This window comes from Mycolicibacter senuensis (genome assembly GCF_002101885.1).
GTDB classification, from domain to species: Bacteria; Actinomycetota; Actinomycetes; order Mycobacteriales; family Mycobacteriaceae; genus Mycobacterium; species Mycobacterium senuense.
Genome location: NZ_LQPS01000025.1, coordinates 149850 through 171560 on the forward strand (window position 1 = coordinate 149850; position 21711 = coordinate 171560).

Here is a 21711-nt window from a genome sequence, read left to right on the forward strand (position 1 = left end):
TCAGGGCCCCTGATCGACGTGGTAGGGAATCACCAGCGGATTGCCCGGATTGAAAGGGCCACCGGCGGTGCAGGGGCTCGGAAACTGCCCGATAGTGCGGCCCCACTGCATTTCCAGCTCGGTGAGGTCGCACTCCCATTTGGTCCCGGTGAAGAAGGACGCGTCCAACCGGCTCAGCGTCAAATCGATCACGGCGGTGAGGTTGGCGGCGTCACCGCGGAACCAGTTGGGGATGGTTTCGGTGGCAAACGGATACGTCGGGTACAAGCCCAGCGCCCGGGTCAGCGCCGGACCGGCGTTGGCCAGTGATTCCAGTACCGGACCGATATCGTTGAGTTCTTGCACCAACGCCCGCTTGGTCTGGTTCGTCACGTCCGCGGCCAGCGCGCCGAACTTCCCTAGCCGGTCGGCGGCATCCGCCAGTTGTCGGCGTTCGTCTCTGAGCACGGACAACGCCTTGGGAAAGGTCTCGAGCGCCTCGTCGACCACCGGCTTCTGCTCGGCGAACTTGCCGGCCAGATTGTTCAGGCTGTCCGTCGCCGCGATGATGTCATCGCTTTGCTCGTTGGCATGGACGATGAACTCGTCCAGCTGATCGATCAGACCGCGCAGCTCTTTTTCGCGCCCGGCGAAGGCGGTGCTGAACGCCCGGGTGATCTCCTGGATCCGCCCGATGCCGCCCCCGTTGAGCAACATCGAGACCGCGGCCAGCGTTTGGTCCGTTGTCGGGTAACTGACCGCGGCGGAAAGCGGGATCAGCGAACCCTCACGCAGCTTTCCCTCCGGTGTGACATCGGTGGGAGCCGCCAACTCGATATGCAGCGAACCCAGCAGGCTGGTCTGGCCCAGTGCGACCGTGGCGTTTGCCGGCAGGTCGACATCGGGGTTGAGCCGCATGGTCAACAACGCATGCCAGCCCTGCCGCTCGACCTTGGTCACGCTGCCCACGGTGACGTCACCGACACGCACCCGCGAGTTGGGTTCGAGCCTGTTGACCTCGGGCAGTTGCGCCCGAATCGTGAAGGAGCCGGGGGCTCTTCCCTCAGTCCCCGGCATCGGCAGTGAGTTGAGCCCCCGCCATCCGCACCCCGACAGTGCGACCACGGCGATGAGCGCGAACACCGTCGAAGCCACCCCTCGCCACCACCGGCTCATGATCCCGCTCCGCTCGGCATCATCAGGCCGGCCAGACCGGCCTGCGGATCCGTCGGCTGCGCAATGGTCACTTCGGTCAGTTCCGGCGGCAGCATGGCGGCATCCTGCGGCGAGGCCTCGCCCTGCGGCGCCGGATCCGCTTGTTCGGGAACGTGATCCGGCCGCAGCCAGTCCTCGCTGTAGGTGACCTCGTTGGGGCGGGCGCTGGCCCCGACGAACAGGTTCTCACCCAACGGGAAGAAGTTGTACTGGCGGTTCTTGACGATCGGCGCCAGGTACTGCACACACAGTTTCGCCGATTGCTCCGCGTTCTGGCGCGATGCGGCCTGTATCGCGCCACATACGAAGGAGAGCGGATCGCTGAGGTTGTTGGTCGACAGCGCTCCGGTCAGCGTTCCTTGGGCAGGTTGATAGATGTTGACGAAATTCTGTGCCGCAGTCGGCAGCACGTGCAGGGTCTGTTTGAGATCGTCGAGGCTGTCCACCAGCGTCTGCGACACCGATGCCAACTTGGCCGAGGTGGTGCCCAGTGTTTCGCGGTTGTCCGCGACAAACGTCCTGACCTGCGTCACCGCGCTGTTGAGGTCGCTGACCGCGTTGGCCACCTCGTTCGGGTTGTTGGCCAACGCCGCGGTGGCGGATGCCAGATTCTGGTTCAGCTTGCGCAGTACCGTGTCGCTGTCCCGAAGCGCCGTAACCAGGATCGACAGATTCTTCACGGTGCTGAAGATGTCGCCGCTGTGATCGCCCAGCGCCGAAATCGCCTGGGATAACTCGATGATGGCGGTGCGGATGTTGGCGCCCTCACCGCGGAGGTTGTCGGCTGCGGTCTGGACGACCTGCCCCAAGGTGCTCACTCCCCCGGCCTCGGTCGGCTGCAACATCTCAGTGAGGTTCTGCAGCTGGTCGCGGAAGTCGTCCCACTCGACCGGGACGGCGGTGCGCTCACGAGGGATCACCGCGTTGTCCGCCAGCACCGGACCGCCCGCATAGACCGGGGTCAGCTGAATCGCACGCGCGGTGACCAGTGACGGTGACAGGACCGCCGCCTTGGCGTCGGCCGGCACCCGGTACTTGTCGTCGAACCAGAAGCGAACCTTCACCCGCTCGGGTTGCGCCTCGATGCTGTCGATGCGCCCGACCCGGACACCGAGGATGCGGACCTCGTCGCCGACGAAGATTCCGTTGCTGTTCTCGAAGTAGGCGGTTACGTGTGTCCGACCGAGTCGACTGCCCAACGCGCCCACGGTGTACACACCGGCTGCGAGCACGGCCACCAGGACGGCGGCCAATCCCATGCGAAGTTTTCGGGACGTCATCATCGGCCCTCACCCGGTGCGGAGGCGGGTACTTCACCCGGAGCCGGAACGAACACCGGTCTCGGGGCGGGTTCGGCCGTGGACTGTTGACCGGGCGGCGACTGTGCCGGCGGCCCGGGCGGAGGCCCTCCCGGCGCCGGCGCCGGGGGCGGCTCCCGATAGGGGTAACAGCCCGTGCCGGGCAGCGCGCACGGTTGATCGCCGGGGTTTCCGGTGATGGCATCCGGGAGGTACACCCGGGGCGGCCCGCCCTGCCCGGTGCGCGGATAGGGCACCGGCAACGGCGGCGTGCCGGGCTGGCCGGTCGGCGGGTCGGTCAGCTCGGACGGCAGCAGTACGTTCGGATCCAGGCCCAGGTCGGAGAACGCCGAGTCGATGTAGGGCTGGATGAACTGTCCGGGGACCAGATTAGCGACATAGGCCTTGAAGAACGGTCCCGACGATAGGGACTCCCCCAGCCCGATGACGTACCAGCTGAGCCGCTTCAGGTACTCCTGCACCTCCGCCTTCCGATTCTCGACGGTGGCCAGCACCCCGTTCAGCTTCTCCAGTGCCGGTCTGAGGGTCTGCGTGTTGTCCTCCACAAACCCGCTGAGCTGTTTGCTGACTCGAGAGATGTTGCCGGAGATCTGGTCCAGCGCAGCACTTTCGCTGTTGAGCTGGCCCAGCAGATCATTGGTGTCATGGACCAGGCGGACGATCTGATCACTGCGCTCAGCCAACACGCCCGTCACATTGCGCGCGTTGGACAGAAGTTCCCGCAGCTGGGCGTCCCGTTTGTTCAGGACGCTGGACAGCCGCGCCACCCCGGCGGTGGCGATCTTGAGGTCCGGTGGGGTGTCATGGAACGTCTGAGCCAGCACCCGCAGTGAATCCGACAGCTGCTCGGTGTCGAGCCCGCTGATGGTCGCCGTCAGATCTCCGAGCGCATCGGGCAGCTGATAGGCCGGCGTGGTGCGTTCCAGTGGGATGGTCTGGGACAACCGCCCGTCGCCGCGCGGGGTGACGCCCAGCATCTTGGTGCCCAGCAGGCTCTTCGTCTTGACCGCCGCCTCGGTCCGGTCACCGAGCCGCACGTCGTCGGCGACTTTGAACTTCACCAGTACTCGATCGCCGTCGAGGGTGACGCTGTTGACGCTGCCGACCCGCATCCCGGCAACCTGGACCTCGGCGCCCGGGGTCAGGCCGCCGGCCTCGGCGAAATACGCCGAGTAGGACGTCCCCGAGGAGATGACCGGAAGCTCGTCGTAGTACCAGGCACCGAGGGTTACGACAGCGGTGAGCACCGATCCGACGATTCCGATCGCCGCGAGGTTGCGTTCCCGGAAGGTTCTCACTTCGGCGTGCACCTTCCCGAGGTCTGCTCGGCGACCTTGACATACATCGGCTGACCGCCCTTGCCGTTGAGCTTGAGCGCCACTTCGCAGAAGTAGAAGGTGAAGTAATCACCGTAGAGCGCTTGACGATTCAGGATGCGCAGTGCGGTGGGCAGATTCTCGAGCACATGGTCGACGTAACCTTGGTCGGCGAGCACGGTCGACGCGGTGCGATCGGTCTCCTGCACCGCTTTCTGTAAGGGCGGTCGGGCCTGCTGAAACAGATCGGCGAGCGACGCCGTCGCCGCATTGACGTAGGCAACACCATTGCTGATGTCTTGCTTGCGGTCGGCCAACCCCTTCATCAGCCCAGACAGTGACTCGACCGTCGTCGCGAATTTATCGCTGCGATCGCCCAGCGATCCGAGCACGGTGTTCAGGTTGCCGATGACCTGGCCGATCAGCAGGTCGCGGTCGGCCAGGGTGTTCGTCAGCGCCGCGGTCTGGCTCAGAAAGGATCCGATGGTGACGCCCTGGCCCTGGAAGGCCGCAATCAACTGGCCGGCCAATGCGTTGACCTGTTCAGGGTCCAGCGCGCGAAACAACGGGCGAAAGCCGCCGATCAGCACGTCCAGGTCCAGCGCCGGTTCGGTCCGGTCGACCGGGATGTTGCCGCCCGGGCCCAGGGTCCGCGTGCCGCCCACCCCCTGCTCGATGGACAGATAGCGGCCACCGATCACGTCCCCCCACCGGATCACCGCCCTGCTGCCCTCGGTCAAGACCACCGAGTCGTCCGCGCTGAACGCCACCTCGACGTTCCCGTTGTCCTTCAGCGCAATACGTTTGACCTTGCCGACCTCGACCCCTGCGATCCGCACGAAGTTTCCGTTGGCCAATCCGGTCACGTCGACGAATTCCGCCGTGTAGTTGCGCGCGGAGTCGAACCGGAACTGCCCGAATATGGTCAGCAGCGCGAACATCCCCAGCATGGTGACAACCACGAAGGCGCCGAGGCGCCACACGGTGTGCCTCAAGTTGGCTTTCACGGTGATCGTGCCCTCTCCAGCTGTCTTGTTGGTCCATGACGACGGGTTCGCGGGTCAGGGCTCCGGTGGCGGCGCCGGGGGCACGCCGGGGAACAGCGGCACCCCACCGGGCCCGTACTGCGGCGCCCCGTACGGAGGCGTGCCGAAGCCCAGCTCGGGCTGAGGCCCCACCGCCGGCCCCGGCAGGCACTGCCGGACTGCCGGAGGCAGTGGCACTGCGCGGGTGACACGGAACCAGTCCGCGAAACAGTGCTGCCCGATGCCCGGGTTGGGGCGCAGGTCAAGGCCGGTTCCCCAGCCGGTGTTGGTGACCAGATGGCGGACCGGGAAGTTCTTGGCGACATCAGGCAGCGAGCCGCATCCCGGCTTGCCTCCCGGGCCGCCCTTGGCCGCGGTGATCGGCAGGTTGTCGGGGTACCGGTAGATCTCGTCGCCGAGCAGCAACGCGACATCCACAATCAGCGACGAACCGTTCGCGCCGCCCATGTAGTCGGCCAACCCGTAGTCATCCAGCGTCGTCTTGGCCCCGAGCAGTGTGCAGGTGAGTTGCGGGTCGTACTTGAGCAACAGGCTGGTGGTGGGCTCGAGGGCGTTGACCGACCGGACCAGGTTGTCCCGGTTCGGCCCGATCAGGTCGATACCGCTGTGTGCGAAACCGACCAGGTTGAGCAGCAGGTCATCCAGGTCCGCCGCATTGTCGGCGATCGTCGCACCGGTTGTGCTGGCCGCTGACAGCGTTCTCAAGATGTCTTCTGCCGCAGCGTTGTACGTGTCGGAGAAGCCCTTCAATGCTCGCCAATCTGCCTGGACGGTGTGGCGGCGCGCATTGAGTGCGACCAATGTCTGGTACGCCCCGGTGGTGGCTTGGCCGATTCGCTCCCCCTGTCCGCCCACGCCGTCGGCAACGGCGGACAGCACCGCGTTCAGTTCGACCGGGTCGACCTGCTTGATCACGCCGACCAGATTCTGGAAGACGGTGTTGACCTCGGTCGTGACGTTCTCCGACGTCAGTACCGAGCCGGCCGTCAGCGGCACCGGGCTGGGGCGGTCCGGATCGACCAGTTCGACGAACTTCGCACCGAAGGCGGTGGTGGCCGAGATCCGAACCCCGACGTTGCTCGGGATGCGACGGACAAGCTGCGGGTCGAATTCGAGCTTCAGGCTGACCGGCTGTGAGCCACCGACGATCCGGCCGACACGTCCGACCTGAACTCCACGCATTTTCACCTGAGCGCCGGTCTCCATGACCAGACCCGCGCGGTCGGAGATCATCGTCACCGGGACATAGCTTTGGAACGATCGGTTGAAGCACTGCCCGACCAGCCACGCCGCCAGGACCACGAAGATGATGAAGATCACCGCCCACAACCGGGGGTGGATCCACGAGTCGGTTCTCCTGGCTTTCATTGCTATCCCGCCAGGTGGAAGTTGCCGGATTGGCCGTAGACAGCCAATGTGATCGCCACCGTCACCAGAACCGCCGCCAACACCGAGGCGCGCGTGGCCCGGCCCACGGCCTCACCGACTCCGGCCGGACCACCCGAGGCGGTGAATCCGTAGTAGGTGTGAATGATCATGATCGTGATGCTTGCGACCGCGACCTGGATGAACGACCAGATCAAGTCCGTTCGATTCAAGAACGTATGAAAGTAGTGGTCGTAGACGCCCGAGGACTGACCGTAGATCACGGTGGTGCCGAAACGTGCGGAGAAGAAGGTCATCAGCACGGCCACGCAGTAGAAGGGGATGACCACGATCAGTCCGGCCAGGACTCGTGTGGAGGCCAGGTATGAGATGGCGCGGACTCCGATGACCTCGAGGGCATCGATTTCTTCATTGATCCGCATCGCCCCGAGTTGAGCCGTTGCGCCGGCACCGATGGTTGCTGCCAAGGCGAATTCAGCGGTCAGCGGTGCGAGGATCCGCACGTTGAAGTAGGCCGACGCGAATCCGGTCAGGGCTTCCACCCCGATCTGTCCCAGCTGGCTGAAGCCCTGCGCCGCGATGAGTGCGCCGGTGGAGAGTGTCAGGATGCCGACCACCGCGACGGTGCCCCCGATCATCGCCAGGGCGCCCACCCCCAGGCTCATCTGTGCCACCTGCCGCACCAACTCGACGCGGTAGTACAGGAAGACCTCTCGGATCGAAGTCAGTGTCTTGACGTGGAATTGGATCTGAGCGCCGAGTCGGTCCCAGCCCGATGCCCATCGACCCAGGGTACGGCCGAAGTCCGAAGTCCCGAGGCCTGCCGAGCGGTTCATGGCGTCACCCGGAACCCGATGGCGGTCACCACGGTATTGATGACGAACAGCGCCATGAACGAGAACACCACCGTCTCATTCACCGCGTTGCCCACACCGGCAGGACCACCTCCGACCGACGTGCCCTTGTAACAAGCGATCAGACCGGCCGTCAGGCCGAACAACGTGGCCTTGACCAAGCAGACGACGACATCGCTGAGCCCGGTGATCAATGTCAGGCCTGCTACGAAGGCACCGGGCGTGACGTGCTGAAAGTAGACCGAGAAGACGAAGCCTCCGGACAGCCCCACCAACACCACGAGTGGCGACAACAACAGGGCGACCAGGGTAGCGGCCAACACCCGCGGCACCACTAGCGCCCGAATCGGGTCGATGCCCATGACCCGTAGCGCGTCGAGTTCCTCTCGGATGGTGCGCGCCCCCAGATCCGCGCACATCGCGGTGGCGCCTGCGCCGGCAACCACCAAAACCGTGACGACAGGGCCGATCTGGAGTACAGCACTCAGAGCGGCGCCGGTACCGGAGAAGTCTGCGGCCCCGATCTCGCTCAACAAGATGTTGAACATGAACACCGCCAGGACGGTGAACGGGATCGACAACACCATGGTGGGAACCAGTGAGACTCGCGCGACGAACCACGACTGCAGCAAGAACTCACGCCACGCGAACGGCGGCCGGAACAGCTGGGTCACCGTGTCGAGCGCCATCGCGAAAAACTCGCCGAGTGCACGCACCGGCTGACCTACGGCCACGGGAACCTCAATGCTACGCATCACAACACCGCGCCTCAGCCGAATCTGATCGGGGTGCGGTCGCTCCCACGCTCTGCCAGTGGCCGAGGTACGCGGCGCCGGCGGTCTCCGCCCACCTCGAAGGTGCGTGTGTCGCGAGATTCGGAGAGTACAAGCCAGTCCCCCCAGCCGTCGGTCGGTCCTGCCGCTGCCGCAGTGTGACGTAGTTCATGTGTTGAATCGAGATTAAACAGTATTCCGCATCAGTCCGCAAGGCTTACGCGAAAGCCGTTGCGCCGACGATCCCTGGGCGGACGGTGATTCGGCACTAATCAGCTGTGCGCCAGCATTTTTCATCTCACAGCGCTGTTATCACGGCATGTGTACTCGACCGCTCATCGCCTTCGGCAAAGGCGGCAAATATATCTTCGATTAATGGGATTGAGCGACCGATGAACCGACTCAACACGCTGGCCGCTCCCGGAGGCACGTGATGCGGCGGTCCGCCAACGTGGTGGTATTGCGCGGTCACAACCGTGAAGCCCGCAAGCGAGCAACCGGCTCATGGTGCGAAGAATCTCCCGGCCGGTCAGGGAGCAGCAACCGAAGGGTCCCGATGCCCGGATAGCTGGTCGCGGCCGATTCCGCCCTTCGCGCTGGTCTCGTTCTACGTCACCTTCACCGGCGCCGCACTGCGCTTCGGCGAGCGTCGTCGTCAATCGGCGGCCGCGACGAACTCCTGCGCCACCGCCACGACCCGCTCCCGGTCGGCGGCCACCAGCCCGATCCGGGTCCGGCGATCCACGATGTCCTCGACGGTCAGCGCCCCTTCGTGGCTGACCGCGTACTCGAACTCCGCGCGGATCACGTCGATCCCGTCGGCCACCGGGTCCGCGGGCCGCCGGCAGGTGGCAGCGGCCAGCACATTGGCGGCCTCCGCGCCATACCGCAGCACCAGCGATTCGGGGAGTTCGACCGACAGCGGGGCCTGTGCCCCCGGGTTGTCCGGCGCGCCCACCAGTGGCAGGTCACGGGTGCGGCAGGGCGCGGCCGACAGCGCCCGCAGCCGTACCGCGCGATCCAGCACGTCTTGGGCCATGTGCCGGTACTCGGTCAGCTTGCCGCCGATCACGCTGAGCACCCCCGTCCCCGATTCGACGACGGCATGGTTGCGCGAGACGTCGGCGGTGTGGCCCGCCCCGGCGTCGATCAGCGGCCGCAGGCCCGCATAGCAGCCGATCACGTCGCCAGCGCCGAGCGCGGTCCCCAGCGCGGTGTTGACGGTGTCCAGCAGGAACGACACCTCCGCCGAGGACGGTTGCGGCACATCGGGAATCGGGCCGGGCGCCTCTTCATCGGTGAGTCCCAGGTAGACCCGGCCGAGCTGTTCGGGCATGGCGAAGACGAACCGGTTCAGCTCACCCGGGATCGGTACGGTCAGCGCGGCCGTCGGGTTGCCGAACGCCGCCGCGTCGAACACCAGGTGGGTGCCCCGGCTCGGCCGCAGCCGCAATGCCGGGTCGATGTCGGCGGCCCATACCCCGGTCGCGTTGATGACGGCCCGCGCGGCGACGTCGACCGACTCCCCGGTGAGCTGGTCGGTCAGCCGGACCGAATCCCCGGTGGCCCGGGAGGCGGCCACATAGTTGAGGATCGTTGCGCCGTGCTGGGCGGCGGTGCGGGCCACCGCGGTGACGAGGCGCGCATCATCGATCAACTGCCCGTCGTAGGCCAGCAGCCCGCCGTCCAGTCCGTCGCGGCGCACGGTCGGCGCCAGGCCGACCGTGGCTTCGGGCGAGATCCGTTGCGAACGGGGCAGCACCGTCGCCGGGGTGCCGGCGAGCCGGCGCAGCGCATCGCCGGCGAGGAACCCGGCGCGCACCAGGGCACGATCGCGGCGGCGCATCGCGCCCAGCAGCGGCACCAGCTGCGGCATCGCCCGAACCAGGTGAGGAGCGTTGCGCGTCATCAGGATTCCGCGTTCGATCGCGCTTCGCCGCGCGATGCCCACGTTGCCCGTCGCCAGGTACCGCAACCCGCCGTGCACCAGTTTGGAGCTCCACCGGCTGGTGCCGAACGCCAGGTCGTGCTTCTCGGCCAGCACCACCCGCAAACCGCGGGTGGCGGCATCCAGTGCGATGCCGGCACCGGTGATACCGCCACCGATCACGACGACGTCGACGCCGGCCCCGTCGGCCAGCGCGGTCAGGTCCCGGGTGCGGCGGGCGGCGTTGAGGGCGGCGGTCTCGAGTATCACGACAGGTACCTGTTCAGGGTGTAGGTCAGTTCGGCGCCCAGAGCGTCCTCGTCCAGGATCGGCGCGACGATCTGCGCCGACTGGATCGCCGACTGGGTGATCAGCAGGCACATCGCGGCGAGCCCGCGCGGATCCCCCGACCGTACGCCGCCGCCGAGTTGGGCGGCGCCGAGTTCGGCGGCCACCAGGTCGATCAGCCGCTGTTGGCTGGTCCCCATCCGTTCGGTGATGTAGACCATCGCCAGGTCCGGTGCGTGATGCAGCACCTGCATCACCACCTCGTCCCGCCGTAGCCGTGCGGCCACCGCCACGATCCGCCTCACCAGCGCCTCCCGTCCGGCTCCCGGCCCGGTCGCTTCGGTCCAGGCGTCGGTGACCCGGGCGGTCAGCAGCGCGGCGATCACCGAGCGGCTGTCGGGCCACCGCCGGTACACCGTGGGGCGGCTGACTCCGGCTCGGCGCGCGATCGCCGCCAAGGTCACCCGGTCGACCCCCAGCGCGAGCAGACAGCTCGCGGCGGCGTCGAGGATCCGGTCCCCGACGTCGAGCTGCTCGTCATTACTAGTTGACAGCATATGTAATACTGTAACGCATGACTCCGTCCGATGCCCAGGATGTCCTCACTCCCCCGATGAAGTGGAACGCCTGGGGCGACCCGGACGCCGCCAAACCACTGTCCGACGGCATCCGCCAGTTGTTGAAGGCCGCACTCGACATCGACGGGACCGACGACGTCGCGGCCGATCCCGATCAGGTGGAACTGCGGCCATCGGCGCTTGCCGACACCGACCGCCGGGCACTGGCGGCCATCGTCGGCGAGGAGTTCTGCCGCGTCGATCAGGCCGGGCGACTGTTGCGCGCCGGGGGCAAGTCGACGCTGGACCTGCTGCGGCGCAACGGCTCCGGCGTTCAGGATGCGCCGGACGCGGTGCTGCTGCCCGGCACCGATGATGAGGTCGCCGCGATCCTGGAGTACTGCAGCCGGCAGGGCATCGCGGTGGTCCCGTTCGGCGGCGGCACCAGCGTCGTCGGTGGGCTCGACCCGATCCGTGGCGGCTTCGCGGCGGTGGTCTCGCTGGACCTGCGGCGCTTCGACGAGCTACTCGGCCTCGACGAGATCTCCGGTGAGGCGGAGCTCGGCGCCGGGGTCACCGGACCGGAGGCCGAACGATTGCTGGGTGAGCGCGGTTTCTCGCTCGGCCATTTTCCGCAGAGTTTCCAGTTCGCCACCCTCGGCGGTTTTGCAGCCACCCGTTCCTCGGGTCAGGATTCGGCCGGCTACGGCCGGTTCGACGACATGGTCCGCGGGCTGCGGATCATCTCCCCGGCCGGGTTACTGGACTTGGGGCGCGCCCCGGCGTCGGCCGCCGGACCGGACCTGCGCCAGTTGCTGATCGGCTCCGAGGGCGTGTTCGGCGTCATCACCCGGGTCCGGGTCCGGGTGCATCCGGTGCCGGCGACCACCCGTTATGAGGCGTGGTCGTTCCCCGACTTCGCCACCGGCGCCGCCGCGCTGCGGGCGATCACCCAGACCGGCACCGGCCCCACCGTCGTCCGGCTCTCCGACGAGGCCGAGACCGGGGTGAACCTGGCGACCACCGAACAGATCGGCGAGCAGCAGATCACCGGCGGCTGCCTGGCGATCACCCTGTTCGAGGGAACCGCCGAGCACACCGAGAGCCGGCATGCCGAAACCCGGGCACTGCTGACCGCCCGTGGCGGCACCTCGCTGGGCGAGCAGCCCGCCCGGGCCTGGGAACACGGCCGCTTCTCCGCGCCATACCTGCGGGATTCGCTGCTGGCGGCGGGGGCGTTGTGCGAAACGCTGGAGACCGCCACCGACTGGTCCAACCTCAGCACCCTCAAGGCCGCCGTCACCGACGCACTGACCACGGCACTGGCCGACAGTGGCACGCCCGCCTTGGTGCTGTGCCACATCTCCCACGTCTATCCCACCGGCGCGTCGCTGTACTTCACCGTCGTCGCCGGGCAGCGCGGCAACCCGATCGACCAGTGGATGGCGGCGAAAACTGCTGCCAGCGAAGCGATCATGCGCAACGGTGGCACCATCACCCACCACCATGCCGTCGGCGCCGACCACCGGCCCTGGATGGCCGACGAGGTGGGCGAGCTCGGTGTGCAGGTGCTCCGCGCGGTCAAGGCCACGCTGGATCCGGCCGGAATCCTCAACCCCGGCAAGCTGATCCCATGACACGCCGGATCGGGCGGGTCACGCTGCTGACCAATCCGGCGGCCGGGCACGGCAACGCCCGGCACGCGGCCGAGCGGGCACTCGCCCGCTTCCAGCAGCGCGGCGTGGACGTCAACCACATCGTCGGCTCCGATCCCCGGCATGCCCGGCAGCTGCTCGACGAGGCGCTGGCGGCCGGCACCGACGCCGTGGTGGTGGCCGGCGGCGACGGGGTCATCTCGCTGGCGCTGCAGGATTTGGCCCTCGGCGCGGTGCCGCTGGGAATCATCCCGGCCGGCACCGGCAACGATCACGCCCGCGAATACGGTTTGCCCACCGGCGATCCCGAGGCGGCCGCCGACGTCGTCGTCGACGGCGTCACCGAGACCGTCGACCTGGGCCAGATCGCCCCGGACGGCGGCAGCCCTTTCTGGTTCGGCACCGTGATGGCGGCCGGATTCGACTCACTGGTCAGCGATCGGGTCAACCGGATGCGCTGGCCGCACGGCCGGATGCGCTACAACCTGGCCATGGTCGCCGAGATGTCCAAGCTGCGGCTGCTGCCGTTCCGGCTGACCTTCGACGACGACGAGCCGCAGGACATCGCGCTGACGCTCGCGGCGTTCGGCAACACCCGCAGTTACGGCGGCGGGATGCTGATCTGTCCCGGCGCCGATCACGCCGACGGCCTGCTCGACGTCACGATGGTGCATTCGGGGTCGCGGACCAAGCTGATCCGGCTGTTCCCCACCGTGTTCAAGGGCACTCACGTGGATCTCGACGAGGTGAGCACCCGGCGGGCGGCCTCGGTCCGGGTGGAATGCCCGGGTATCAACGCCTACGCCGACGGGGACTTCGTCGCGCCACTGCCGGTCACGGTGACGGCGGTGCCGGGCGCGCTGCAGATCCTGCGCCCCGCCGGCTGACCACGAGCGGGCGTGTCCGCGATCGACACGGCGGGAAACTCGCCGCGTCTGCGCACGCTCGCGCCGGTGCTCAGCCGACCCCGCGGCTGAGCCAGGACACCTCCGCGCCGTCGCCGCCGTCGCGGAAGGCTTCCAGGGCCTCGTCCCAGGCGGTGCCCAGTACCGTCTCCAACTCGGCGGCCAGCGCGTCGGCGCCGGCCGCCATCATGGTCCGCAGGCGGTTCTCCCCGACCATCACGTCACCGTTGGCGCTCATCGATCCGCTCCACAGCCCCAGTTGCGGGGTGTGGCTGAATCGGTGGCCGTCGACGCCCGCGCTCGGGTCCTCGGTGACCTCGAACCGCAACACCGACCAGGAGCGCAGCGCGCCGGCCAGCCGAGCACCGGTCCCGACCGGCCCGACCCAGTTGACCACCGCGCGCAGTTGCCCGGGCATGGCCGGCTGTGGCGTCCAGTTGAGCTTGGCCTGGGCACTCAACGTCGAGGTCAGCGTCCACTCGACGTGCGGGCACACCGCCGCGGGCGACGCGTGGATGTACACCACGCCGCTGGTCACGTCGGCGAATTGATTCGTCGCGCGCATCAGTTGCTCCTTCGGATCCACGAGGGACGTCTTCCCCAACGACCTGGCGGACCGTGCGAAACAGTGCTGATGCTGCTGTTTATTTAGAGTCGTATGTGTCTATTGTGCCTTGTGAGACGCCTGTTGGCTAGTCCCCGCCGTACTCCGACACGACCGCCTCGGCCAAGGCCGGCCACAGCGGCGTCACCCAGTCGCCGAAGTCGCGGTCGGTGAGCACCACCAATACCCGCTCGATCACCGGATCAGCCCAGATCAGCGTGCCTGACTGGCCGAAATGACCGTATGTCCGCGCCGAGTTGGTCCCGCCGGTCCAGTGCGGCGATTTGCCGTCGCGGATCTCGAATCCGAGCCCCCAGTCGTTCGGCCGCTGCCGCCCGTAGCCGGGCAGCACGCCGTCCAGCCCGGGGAACTGCACGGTGATGGCCTCGGCGTGCAACTGCGGCGACACGGTGACTGGCGCCAGCAGGTCGCCGGCGAAGGCAGCCAGGTCGGCCACCGTCGAGGTGACCCCGAATCCGGCCGCCGCGGCACCGCCGTCCAGCCGGCTGGCCGACATGCCCAGCGGTTCGAACACCGCCTCGGTCAGGTAGCGGCCGAACTCGATCCCGGACGCCCGCTCGACCGCCTCGGCCAGCACCGCGAAGCCGTGGTTGGAGTACACCCGGCGGGTGCCGGGCTTGGCCAGCACCCGGTCGGAGTCCGCAGCGAGCCCGGAGGCATGCGCGAGCAGATGTCGCACCGTGGCGCCGGGCGGCCCGGCCGGGGTGTCCAGTTCGACGGCGCCCTCCTCGACCGCGACCTGCACCGCGCGCGCCACCAACGGCTTGGTCACCGACGCCAGATAGAACGACCGCGTGGCATCGCCGTGACCGGCCAGCACGCCCTGCGGGCCGATCACCGCGGCAGCCGCGTTGTCCACGGGCCAGTCATCGAGGGCGGCGAGGGCTTCAGACATCGGCCGCCAGCCTAGCCTCGGACCGCCTTGCGGTAGCTACTCGCGCTGCACCCGAACCAGCGCCGGCAGGAGCGGCTGAGCACGCTCTGCTCGGCGTACCCGAGCTCGCGGGCCAGATGCGACAGGCTGATGTCGGTCTCGCGCAGATAGCGGTCCGCGGCATCCCGGCGCACCCCGTCGACCAGGGCGGCGAACGTGGTTTGCTCGGCGGCCAGCCGCCGGTGCAGCGCCTTGGGGTGCAGGCCGAGCTCATCGGCGATCAGTTCCAGGCTCACCGTCCCGGTGGGCAACAGCTGGCGGGCCATGACGCGCACCGACGCGGCGACGCCCGGCGTCTCGTCGGTCACCGCGCGCAGGTAATGCACCATGGCCTGGTGCGCCTGGTCGTCACGGTGCAGCGGACGGTCCAGGTCGGCGGTGCGGAAGGTGAAACCCGCGACCGGTCGCGCGAAGTAGGGGCGGCAGCCGAAGTAGGCCACATAGTCACGCACCGGGGTGAGCGCCCGGTGCGGGAGATGCACCGACAGCGGCGCATACGGGGCGTCGAACATCATCCGCATGATCCCCAGCGACACCCCGAGCGACAGCTCGGTGGTCTGCGGGTGCGGCGGCGAGCGCTCAAGCAGGACGTCGAAGGCGTAGAACGATTCGCTGTTCTTCCCTCCCGGAATGATGCGCGCCGAGATCGCCGGGCTGTAGGCGGACATGAACCGCTCCACGATCGAGAACCCGCCGCCGACCGTCGCGGCGGTGCGCGCGGCCACGCCGAGCGGGCCGAAGATGCCGATGTCCTGGCGCAGCGCCAGCCGTCGCCCGAAATCCGGCGTTGCCGTCGCGTTCGCGGCGTCCTCTACGGCGAGGATCACCGCGCGGTACGGCACGAAGACCTCGTGGGTCCCGGCCGCCCCGGACGGCACCCCGGCCGCCGCCAGTAGCGCCGCCGGATCCCCGCCGAGTTCGGCGACCAGCTCCGGGTAACCGGACAGCGCGGTGCCGCGGACCACCGACATGTCCGCAAATATCAAAGAAATGTCCGCAGATGTCAAGACTTCGCCGGCGGGGCAGGCCATGCTGAACAGGCATCGAGCGGAAGGAACATCCCGTGAGCTTTGACACCGTGATTCGTGGCGGCCGGTGGTTCGACGGCACCGGCGCGCCGTCGGCGATCCGCAACATCGGTATCCGCGACGGCCACGTCGCCGCGATCTCCGCCGAACCGCTCGATGAAACGGGCTGTGCCCAGGTGATCGACGCCGCCGGCAAATGGGTGCTGCCGGGACTGCTCGACATCCACACCCACTACGACGTCGAGGTGCTGGTCGCCCCGTCGCTGTCGGAGTCGGTCCGCCACGGTGTCACCACGGTGCTGGTCGGATCGTGTTCGCTGTCGACCATCCACGTCGACGGCCAGGACGCCGGCGACCTGTTCGGCCGGGTGGAGGCGATCCCGCGCCAGTACGTGGTCGACACCATCGACAAGCACAAAGACTGGTCGAGTTGTGCGGACTACATCGCCGGCCTGGAGCGGCTGCCGCTCGGGCCGAACGTGACCGCATTCATCGGACATTCCGATATGCGCGCCGCAACCATGGGCCTGGACCGCGCCACCCGCGCCGACGCCCGGCCCACCGCGGCCGAGCAGGCCCGGATGGAGCAGATGCTCGACGAGGCATTGCAGGCCGGATTTGTCGGGATGTCTTCCCAGCAGCTGCTTTTCGACAAGATGGACGGCGACGTCTGCCGGTCGCGCACCCTGCCGTCGACGTACGCCAAGCCCAGAGAACTACGCCGGCTCAAGTCGATGCTGCGCCGCAGCGGACGGATCCTGCAGGCCGGCCCGGACGTCAAGAACCCGTTCGATGTGGTCTCGCAGCTGGCCCAGGCGCTGGGGATCTTCCGCCGGCCACTCAAAACCAGCCTGCTGGCCGCCGCCGACGTCAAGAGCAACCCGCTTGCGGTGCCGGCGATGGTCAAAGCCTCGCGGATGCTGAACAAGCTGGGCGCCGACTTCCGCTGGCAGCACCTGCCGGTGCCGTTCGAGGTCTACGCCGACGGCATCGACCTGGTGATCTTCGAGGAGTTCGGCTCCGGCGCCGAGGCGCTGCACCTGCGGGAATCGGTCGAGCGCGACGAGCTGATGCGCGACGAGGCCTACCGTCGGCGCTTCCGCAAGGACTACCAGAACAAGTACGGCCCCCGGGTCTGGCACCGCGACTTCTTCGACGCCGAGATCGTGGAATGCCCCGACGCGTCGGTGGTCGGCAAGTCCTTCGGACAGGTCGGGGTGGACCGCGGCGGGGTGCATCCCGTCGACGCCTTCCTCGACCTGGTGCTGGAACACGGAACCGCGCTGCGCTGGCACACCACCATCTCCAACCACCGGCCCGACATGCTCCGCAAGATCGCCCGCGAGCCGGGCGTTCAGATGGGCTTCTCCGACGCCGGCGCACACCTGCGCAACATGGCGTTCTACAACATGGGCCTGCGGCTGCTGCGCCACGTCCTCGACGCCCAGCAGGCCGGGCAGCCGTTCCTGTCGATCGAGCAGGCGGTGCACCGGCTGACCGGTGAACTGGCCGACTGGTACCGCATCGACGCCGGCCACCTGCGGGTGGGTGATCGCGCCGACGTCGTGGTGATCGACCCCGCCCACCTCGACGACAAGTTGGACGCCTACGTCGAGGAGACCTTCGCGGCCTACGGCGGCATGTCGCGCATGGTCAACCGTAACGACGAGGCCGTCACCGCGGTGTTCATCTCGGGCCGCGCGGTGGTCCTCGACGGGCGACCGACCGCCATGCTCGGGACGCAACGCACCGGAAGTTTCCTGCGTGCCGACACCCCCACCCCGGCCGTGACCGGGCAAGCCACGGTGCCGGCGCCGGGCGCCCCAGCCGCAACATCCCCAGCCGCAACATAGGGTTGGCACCATGAGTCAGACAGTGCGCGGCGTGATCTCCCGCGAAAAGGGCAAACCGGTCGAAATGACCGACATCGTCATCCCCGACCCCGGCGCCAACGACGTCGTCGTCGCCGTCACCGCCTGCGGGGTGTGCCACACCGACCTGACCTACCGGGACGGCGGTATCAACGACAGCTATCCGTTCCTGCTGGGCCACGAGGCCGCCGGCACCGTCGAGGCGGTGGGCTCGGCGGTGACCGCGGTCGAGCCGGGCGACTTCGTGGTGCTGAACTGGCGCGCGGTGTGCGGGCAGTGCCGGGCCTGCAAGCGCGGTCGCCCACACTTGTGCTTCGACACCTTCAACGCCTCGAAGCCGATGACGTTGGCCGACGGCACCGAGCTGACCCCGGCGCTGGGCATCGGGGCGTTCGCCGACAAGACCCTGGTCCACGAGGGCCAGTGCACCAAGGTCGATTCGGACGCCGACCCGGCGGTGGCCGGACTGTTGGGCTGCGGGGTGATGGCCGGTGTGGGTGCGGCGATCAACACCGGCGGCGTCAGCCGCGACGACACCGTCGCGGTGATCGGCTGCGGCGGCGTGGGCGACGCCGCGATCGCCGGTGCGGCGCTGGTCGGCGCCCGCCGGATCATCGCCGTCGACACCGACGACACCAAACTGGACTGGGCCCGCGACTTCGGCGCGACCGACACCATCAACGCCCGCACCCAGGACCCGGTCGAGATCATCCAGGAGCTCACCGACGGTTTCGGCGCGGACGTGGTGATCGACGCCGTCGGGCGCCCGGAGACCTGGAAGCAGGCGTTCTACGCCCGCGATCTGGCCGGCACCGTTGTGCTGGTGGGAGTTCCGACCCCGGACATGCGGCTGGACATGCCGCTGATCGACTTCTTCTCCCACGGCGGGTCGCTGAAGTCATCCTGGTACGGCGACTGCCTGCCCGAACGCGACTTTCCCACCCTGATCAGCCTGTACCTACAGGGCCGGCTGCCACTGGAGAAGTTCGTCACCGAACGCATCGGCCTCGGCGATATCGAGGAGGCCTTCGGGAAGATGCACGACGGTAAGGTGCTGCGCTCGGTGGTGATGTTGTGAGCGCGATTCAGCGGGTCGTCACCAGCGGCACCTTCGAACTCGATGGCGGCAGTTGGGAAGTCGACAACAACATCTGGATCGTCGGCGACGACTCAGAGGTGGTGGTCTTCGACGCCGCCCACACCGCCGCGCCGATCATCGAAGGCGTCCGCGGGCGCAAGGTGGTCGCGGTGGTGTGCACGCACGGCCACAACGACCACATCACCGTGGCGCCGGAACTCGGCGAAACCTTCGACGCCCCGGTATTGCTGCACCCCTCCGACGAGATGCTGTGGCAGATGACGCATCCGGACAAGCAGTTTCGGCCGCTGTCGGACGACCAGACGCTGCGGGTGGCCGGCACCGAGCTGCGGGCCCTGCACACCCCGGGCCACTCGCCGGGATCGGTGTGCTGGTACGCACCGGAACTGGGCGCGGTGTTCAGCGGCGACACGCTGTTCTCCGGCGGGCCGGGGGCAACGGGACGCTCGTTCTCGGACTTCCCGACGATCCTGGCGTCGATCTCCGAACAGCTCGGCAAACTGCCGGCCGACACCGTCGTCTACACCGGCCACGGCGACAACACCCGCATCGGCGACGAACTGGTCAACTACGACGACTGGGTGGCGCGCGGCCACTGACGACGCACGGCGAGGAACGAGCCGTGCGGAGGAAGCGGCCCATCCAGCACGGCCACTGAGCGTCAGCGTTCGTCGAGGATTCGCCGCTTCTCGGCCTCGAACTCCGCCGGCGTCAACGCCCCGCAATCACGCAATGCCGTAATCGTTTTGAGCTGTTCGATACGGATGCCCTCGCCGTCGGGGGCGTACGCCGCGCCCGCCGTGGGCCGCCGGCGGCCGCCGCGGATCGCCCAGAATCGCGCCCCGATCAAACCCAGCGTGCCGAGCCCGAACACCGCCGCGAACACCCAGTGAAGCGAGCCGTGGCCACCGGACCTGCCGAAGGCCAGCCGCGGGGCGATGAATCCGCCGACGTCGCCCTCGGTGGTGATCTGGTAGTCCCCGGCGGCCGCCACGCGCATCCGCCACAATCGCCGCCGGGAGTCGTTGTTGACCGTCGTGGTGATCCCGACACTCTCGGTGAACTCCGGATCGGCCGCCCCGGCCGGTGCCACCACCCCCAGGCTCAACGGCGGCACGGGCATACCACCGCCGCTGGGGCTGGAGATGACCCGGATGTGCAGACTCACCGTCACCTCGCCCGCCGGAAGGTGGACGGTGCCCGTCCCCGGGATCGGCACCTCGCCGTAGGCGTTGTAGCGGTCCAGCACGAAAACGTTGACGATGAGCGCAACGATGAACCCGATGACGCCGACGATCATCAGGACCGCCGAGACCACGACCGGAACCCGTCGGATCGCCCGCGCGCCGCTCACCTGGGCAGTGTGCCACGGTGATCACCGACAGTGGCGCACCCGCTACCGTCGGGGTGGTGTCCGCAGAAGCCCGCAACGGTGGGAGGTGCACATGCGGGAGTCGAGCATCGTCGTCCGTCCGGAGCCTGCCGGGACCCCCTCACGGCGATTACAGGCTGCTGGGCTGGCCCATGCCACCGCCGTGTTCGAACAACTGGCGGCGGCGGTCCCGCTACCGCCCGCTCCACGGCCGATCGTGGTCGCCGACTACGGCGCGGCGACCGGCTACAACTCGCTGCTGCCGATCGGCGCCGCCATCGCGGCCTTCCGCCGGCGCACCCGGCCGGATCATGCCGTGCTGGTGGCGCACACCGACCTACCCGACAACGACTTCACCGCGCTGTTCAGCACGCTTGCCCACGATCCGGACAGCTACACCCGCAAGGACGCGGCCAGCTTCCCCTCGGCGATAGGCCGGTCGTTCTACGCCCAGATCCTGCCGTCGCAGAGCGTCAACCTGGGCTGGACTTCGTGGGCGACGATGTGGCTGCGCCGACCCGCCGAAGAACTGCCCGAATTCGATGACCACGTCCATGTCGACCACAGCGACGACGCCGACGCCCGGCAGGTGTACACCCGCCGGGCCGCCCAGGACTGGCACGACTTCCTGGCCTTCCGCGGGCGGGAACTGGCGCCGGGCGGCAAACTGCTGGTGTTGACCGCGGGCGTGGACGCGCAGGGCCGGTCCGGCTACCAGCCCGTTTTGGACGCCATCGTCGCGGTGCTCGATGAACTGGTGCGCGACGGCTTTCTGAGCCGCGATGAGGTGGCTCGGATGACGATTCCGGTGCTCGGCCGCAGCGAGAAGGAACTTCGCGCGCCGTTCGCCCCGGCCGGGCGGTTCGAAGCACTGACGATCGACCGACTCGAGGTGTTCGACGCCGAGGACCGGTTCTGGGACCGCTACCTGCTCGACGCCGACGCGAGTGCGCTGGGCACCCAGTGGGCCGAGTTCACCAGCGCCGCCGTCTTTCCGACGCTGGCCGCCGCGCTGGCCGGCGGTGCCGGTGACCCGCGGGCGGGCGACTTCGTGCAGCGCTTACAAGCCGGTGTCGCCGCCGCGCTGGCAAGCAACCCGCAGCAGGTGCAGCTTCCGCTGGCGCTGGTGGTGCTGTCCAAAAGGGCGGCGTAACGCTACGGGACGGCCGGGGCCTCGGCGGGTTCCGGGCCCGGCGGGATTGCCGGTGCCTCGGGAAGGTGTGGGAAGGCCGGCGGGGCCGGTTGGGGGTGGGGCGCGAACGCCGGCGGCAGCTCGACGGTGGTCGTGGGCCGGGTCGTCGACACCGGCGTCAGCACCCTGGAATCCGGCTCCTCGTCGGCGGCCTGCCGCAATACCAGCACGGCCACGGTGCCCAGCAGCATCGCGACCAGCGCGGCCAGGATGACCACCGGAGCCGGTCGGCGGTACCACGGCACCGCGCCCCGGTCGCCGATCTCCGCCGGCTCCGGGGCGGCAGGCTGGGGCATGGGCGCGGGACGGGCCACCGGCGGGGGTGTGATCAGTGGGTTCAGCGCCGCATTGGGCGGGTTCTCCACCGGAC

At 68.3% G+C, this 21711-nt stretch carries 19 protein-coding genes and 1 pseudogene; 6 read left to right on the forward strand and 14 right to left on the reverse strand.

All coding sequences use genetic code 11. The features are described from left to right. From AWC24_RS05530 to AWC24_RS05570, 9 genes are all read right to left on the reverse strand, one after another. Window positions 1–1155, reverse strand: a complete 1155-nt coding sequence (locus AWC24_RS05530) for a virulence factor Mce family protein (protein WP_085082815.1) — start codon at window positions 1153–1155, stop codon at window positions 1–3. Continuing rightward, window positions 1152–2477 (reverse strand): virulence factor Mce family protein, encoded by a 1326-nt coding sequence (locus AWC24_RS05535; protein ID WP_085082817.1) that lies wholly within the window; start codon window positions 2475–2477, stop codon window positions 1152–1154. Before AWC24_RS05535 ends, AWC24_RS05530 begins: the two co-directional genes overlap by 4 nt. Then, entirely contained in the window at window positions 2474–3811 is a 1338-nt protein-coding gene (locus tag AWC24_RS05540; RefSeq protein ID WP_085082883.1) for an MCE family protein, read from the reverse strand. The genes AWC24_RS05535 and AWC24_RS05540 overlap by 4 nt, the downstream gene beginning before the upstream one ends. Further along, window positions 3808–4836, reverse strand: coding sequence for an MCE family protein (locus AWC24_RS05545; protein WP_085082819.1), 1029 nt, complete (start codon window positions 4834–4836; stop codon window positions 3808–3810). Before AWC24_RS05545 ends, AWC24_RS05540 begins: the two co-directional genes overlap by 4 nt. Window positions 4837–4890: 54 nt before the next feature. Next, window positions 4891–6243, reverse strand: coding sequence for an MCE family protein (locus tag AWC24_RS05550; protein WP_085082821.1), 1353 nt, complete (start codon window positions 6241–6243; stop codon window positions 4891–4893). Window positions 6244–6245: 2 nt separating this feature from the next. Beyond that, on the reverse strand, window positions 6246–7097 hold the full coding sequence (locus tag AWC24_RS05555) for an ABC transporter permease (protein WP_085082823.1): 852 nt from the start codon (window positions 7095–7097) through the stop codon (window positions 6246–6248). After that, on the reverse strand, window positions 7094–7870 hold the full coding sequence (locus AWC24_RS05560; RefSeq protein ID WP_085082825.1) for an MlaE family ABC transporter permease: 777 nt from the start codon (window positions 7868–7870) through the stop codon (window positions 7094–7096). The genes AWC24_RS05555 and AWC24_RS05560 overlap by 4 nt, the downstream gene beginning before the upstream one ends. Window positions 7871–8543: 673 nt before the next feature. Beyond that, window positions 8544–10085, reverse strand: a complete 1542-nt coding sequence (locus AWC24_RS05565; protein ID WP_085082827.1) for a glycerol-3-phosphate dehydrogenase/oxidase — start codon at window positions 10083–10085, stop codon at window positions 8544–8546. After that, window positions 10082–10660 carry a TetR/AcrR family transcriptional regulator gene (locus AWC24_RS05570; RefSeq protein WP_085082829.1) on the reverse strand — a complete coding sequence of 193 codons (579 nt, stop codon included), beginning with the start codon at window positions 10658–10660 and terminating at the stop codon, window positions 10082–10084. The genes AWC24_RS05565 and AWC24_RS05570 overlap by 4 nt, the downstream gene beginning before the upstream one ends. Window positions 10661–10716: 56 nt before the next feature. Between AWC24_RS05570 and AWC24_RS05575 the strand changes: the two genes are divergently transcribed. Together AWC24_RS05575 and AWC24_RS05580 are read left to right on the forward strand one after the other, a co-directional pair. After that, window positions 10717–12297, forward strand: coding sequence for an FAD-binding oxidoreductase (locus tag AWC24_RS05575; RefSeq protein ID WP_085082831.1), 1581 nt, complete (start codon window positions 10717–10719; stop codon window positions 12295–12297). Further along, the gene (locus AWC24_RS05580; protein ID WP_085082833.1) at window positions 12294–13202 is read left to right on the forward strand and encodes a diacylglycerol kinase; all 909 of its coding nucleotides are present in this window, start codon (window positions 12294–12296) and stop codon (window positions 13200–13202) included. The genes AWC24_RS05575 and AWC24_RS05580 overlap by 4 nt, the downstream gene beginning before the upstream one ends. A 70-nt stretch (window positions 13203–13272) precedes the next feature. Here the strand turns inward: AWC24_RS05580 and AWC24_RS05585 are convergent, their stop codons facing one another. The 3 genes from AWC24_RS05585 to AWC24_RS05595 form a co-directional block, all read right to left on the reverse strand. After that, a complete protein-coding gene (locus AWC24_RS05585; protein ID WP_085082885.1) occupies window positions 13273–13785 on the reverse strand; it encodes a DUF3145 domain-containing protein in 513 nt (170 codons plus the stop codon). 127 nt (window positions 13786–13912) lie between these two features. Further along, window positions 13913–14740 (reverse strand): serine hydrolase domain-containing protein, encoded by an 828-nt coding sequence (locus tag AWC24_RS05590; RefSeq protein WP_085082835.1) that lies wholly within the window; start codon window positions 14738–14740, stop codon window positions 13913–13915. 11 nt (window positions 14741–14751) lie between these two features. Further along, window positions 14752–15750, reverse strand: a complete 999-nt coding sequence (locus AWC24_RS05595; protein ID WP_085082837.1) for an AraC family transcriptional regulator — start codon at window positions 15748–15750, stop codon at window positions 14752–14754. A 92-nt stretch (window positions 15751–15842) separates the two neighbouring features. Here AWC24_RS05595 and AWC24_RS05600 point away from each other — a divergent pair, with 92 nt between their 5' ends. Genes AWC24_RS05600 through AWC24_RS05610 form a run of 3 tightly spaced genes read left to right on the forward strand, consistent with a single transcriptional unit; the run spans window position 15843 to window position 19376 of the window. Then, window positions 15843–17660 carry an N-acyl-D-amino-acid deacylase family protein gene (locus tag AWC24_RS05600; RefSeq protein WP_085082839.1) on the forward strand — a complete coding sequence of 606 codons (1818 nt, stop codon included), beginning with the start codon at window positions 15843–15845 and terminating at the stop codon, window positions 17658–17660. A 10-nt stretch (window positions 17661–17670) separates the two neighbouring features. Continuing rightward, window positions 17671–18756 (forward strand): S-(hydroxymethyl)mycothiol dehydrogenase, encoded by a 1086-nt coding sequence (locus AWC24_RS05605; protein ID WP_085082841.1) that lies wholly within the window; start codon window positions 17671–17673, stop codon window positions 18754–18756. Then, window positions 18753–19376 (forward strand): MBL fold metallo-hydrolase, encoded by a 624-nt coding sequence (locus tag AWC24_RS05610; RefSeq protein WP_085082843.1) that lies wholly within the window; start codon window positions 18753–18755, stop codon window positions 19374–19376. Before AWC24_RS05605 ends, AWC24_RS05610 begins: the two co-directional genes overlap by 4 nt. A 62-nt stretch (window positions 19377–19438) precedes the next feature. Here AWC24_RS05610 and AWC24_RS05615 read toward each other — a convergent pair whose 3' ends face one another. Then, window positions 19439–20077 carry an SHOCT domain-containing protein gene (locus AWC24_RS05615; protein ID WP_109560338.1) on the reverse strand — a complete coding sequence of 213 codons (639 nt, stop codon included), beginning with the start codon at window positions 20075–20077 and terminating at the stop codon, window positions 19439–19441. A gap of 145 nt (window positions 20078–20222) precedes the next feature. Here AWC24_RS05615 and AWC24_RS05620 point away from each other — a divergent pair, with 145 nt between their 5' ends. Then, window positions 20223–21302, forward strand: coding sequence for a class I SAM-dependent methyltransferase (locus tag AWC24_RS05620; protein WP_085082847.1), 1080 nt, complete (start codon window positions 20223–20225; stop codon window positions 21300–21302). 2 nt (window positions 21303–21304) lie between these two features. On the opposite strand, the pseudogene AWC24_RS22385 reads toward AWC24_RS05620, so the two are convergent. Then, window positions 21305–21711 (reverse strand): annotated as a pseudogene (locus AWC24_RS22385) (hypothetical protein); the annotation flags it as partial.

Excerpts from the sequence above, each read along its gene's own strand:
- AWC24_RS05535 (WP_085082817.1), bottom strand. The coding sequence starts at position 2,477 with ATGATGACGTCCCGAAAACTTCGCATGGGATTGGCCGCCGTCCTGGTG.
- AWC24_RS05605 (WP_085082841.1), top strand. The coding sequence starts at position 17,671 with ATGAGTCAGACAGTGCGCGGCGTGATCTCCCGCGAAAAGGGCAAACCG.
- AWC24_RS05585 (WP_085082885.1), bottom strand. The coding sequence starts at position 13,785 with ATGCGCGCGACGAATCAATTCGCCGACGTGACCAGCGGCGTGGTGTAC.
- AWC24_RS05615 (WP_109560338.1), bottom strand. The coding sequence starts at position 20,077 with ATGATCGTCGGCGTCATCGGGTTCATCGTTGCGCTCATCGTCAACGTT.
- AWC24_RS05595 (WP_085082837.1), bottom strand. The coding sequence starts at position 15,750 with ATGTCGGTGGTCCGCGGCACCGCGCTGTCCGGTTACCCGGAGCTGGTC.
- AWC24_RS05570 (WP_085082829.1), bottom strand. The coding sequence starts at position 10,660 with ATGCTGTCAACTAGTAATGACGAGCAGCTCGACGTCGGGGACCGGATC.
- AWC24_RS05550 (WP_085082821.1), bottom strand. The coding sequence starts at position 6,243 with ATGAAAGCCAGGAGAACCGACTCGTGGATCCACCCCCGGTTGTGGGCG.
- AWC24_RS05560 (WP_085082825.1), bottom strand. The coding sequence starts at position 7,870 with ATGCGTAGCATTGAGGTTCCCGTGGCCGTAGGTCAGCCGGTGCGTGCA.
- AWC24_RS05590 (WP_085082835.1), bottom strand. The coding sequence starts at position 14,740 with ATGTCTGAAGCCCTCGCCGCCCTCGATGACTGGCCCGTGGACAACGCG.
- AWC24_RS05555 (WP_085082823.1), bottom strand. The coding sequence starts at position 7,097 with ATGAACCGCTCGGCAGGCCTCGGGACTTCGGACTTCGGCCGTACCCTG.
- AWC24_RS05620 (WP_085082847.1), top strand. The coding sequence starts at position 20,223 with ATGCGGGAGTCGAGCATCGTCGTCCGTCCGGAGCCTGCCGGGACCCCC.
- AWC24_RS05575 (WP_085082831.1), top strand. The coding sequence starts at position 10,717 with ATGAAGTGGAACGCCTGGGGCGACCCGGACGCCGCCAAACCACTGTCC.
- AWC24_RS05530 (WP_085082815.1), bottom strand. The coding sequence starts at position 1,155 with ATGAGCCGGTGGTGGCGAGGGGTGGCTTCGACGGTGTTCGCGCTCATC.
- AWC24_RS05580 (WP_085082833.1), top strand. The coding sequence starts at position 12,294 with ATGACACGCCGGATCGGGCGGGTCACGCTGCTGACCAATCCGGCGGCC.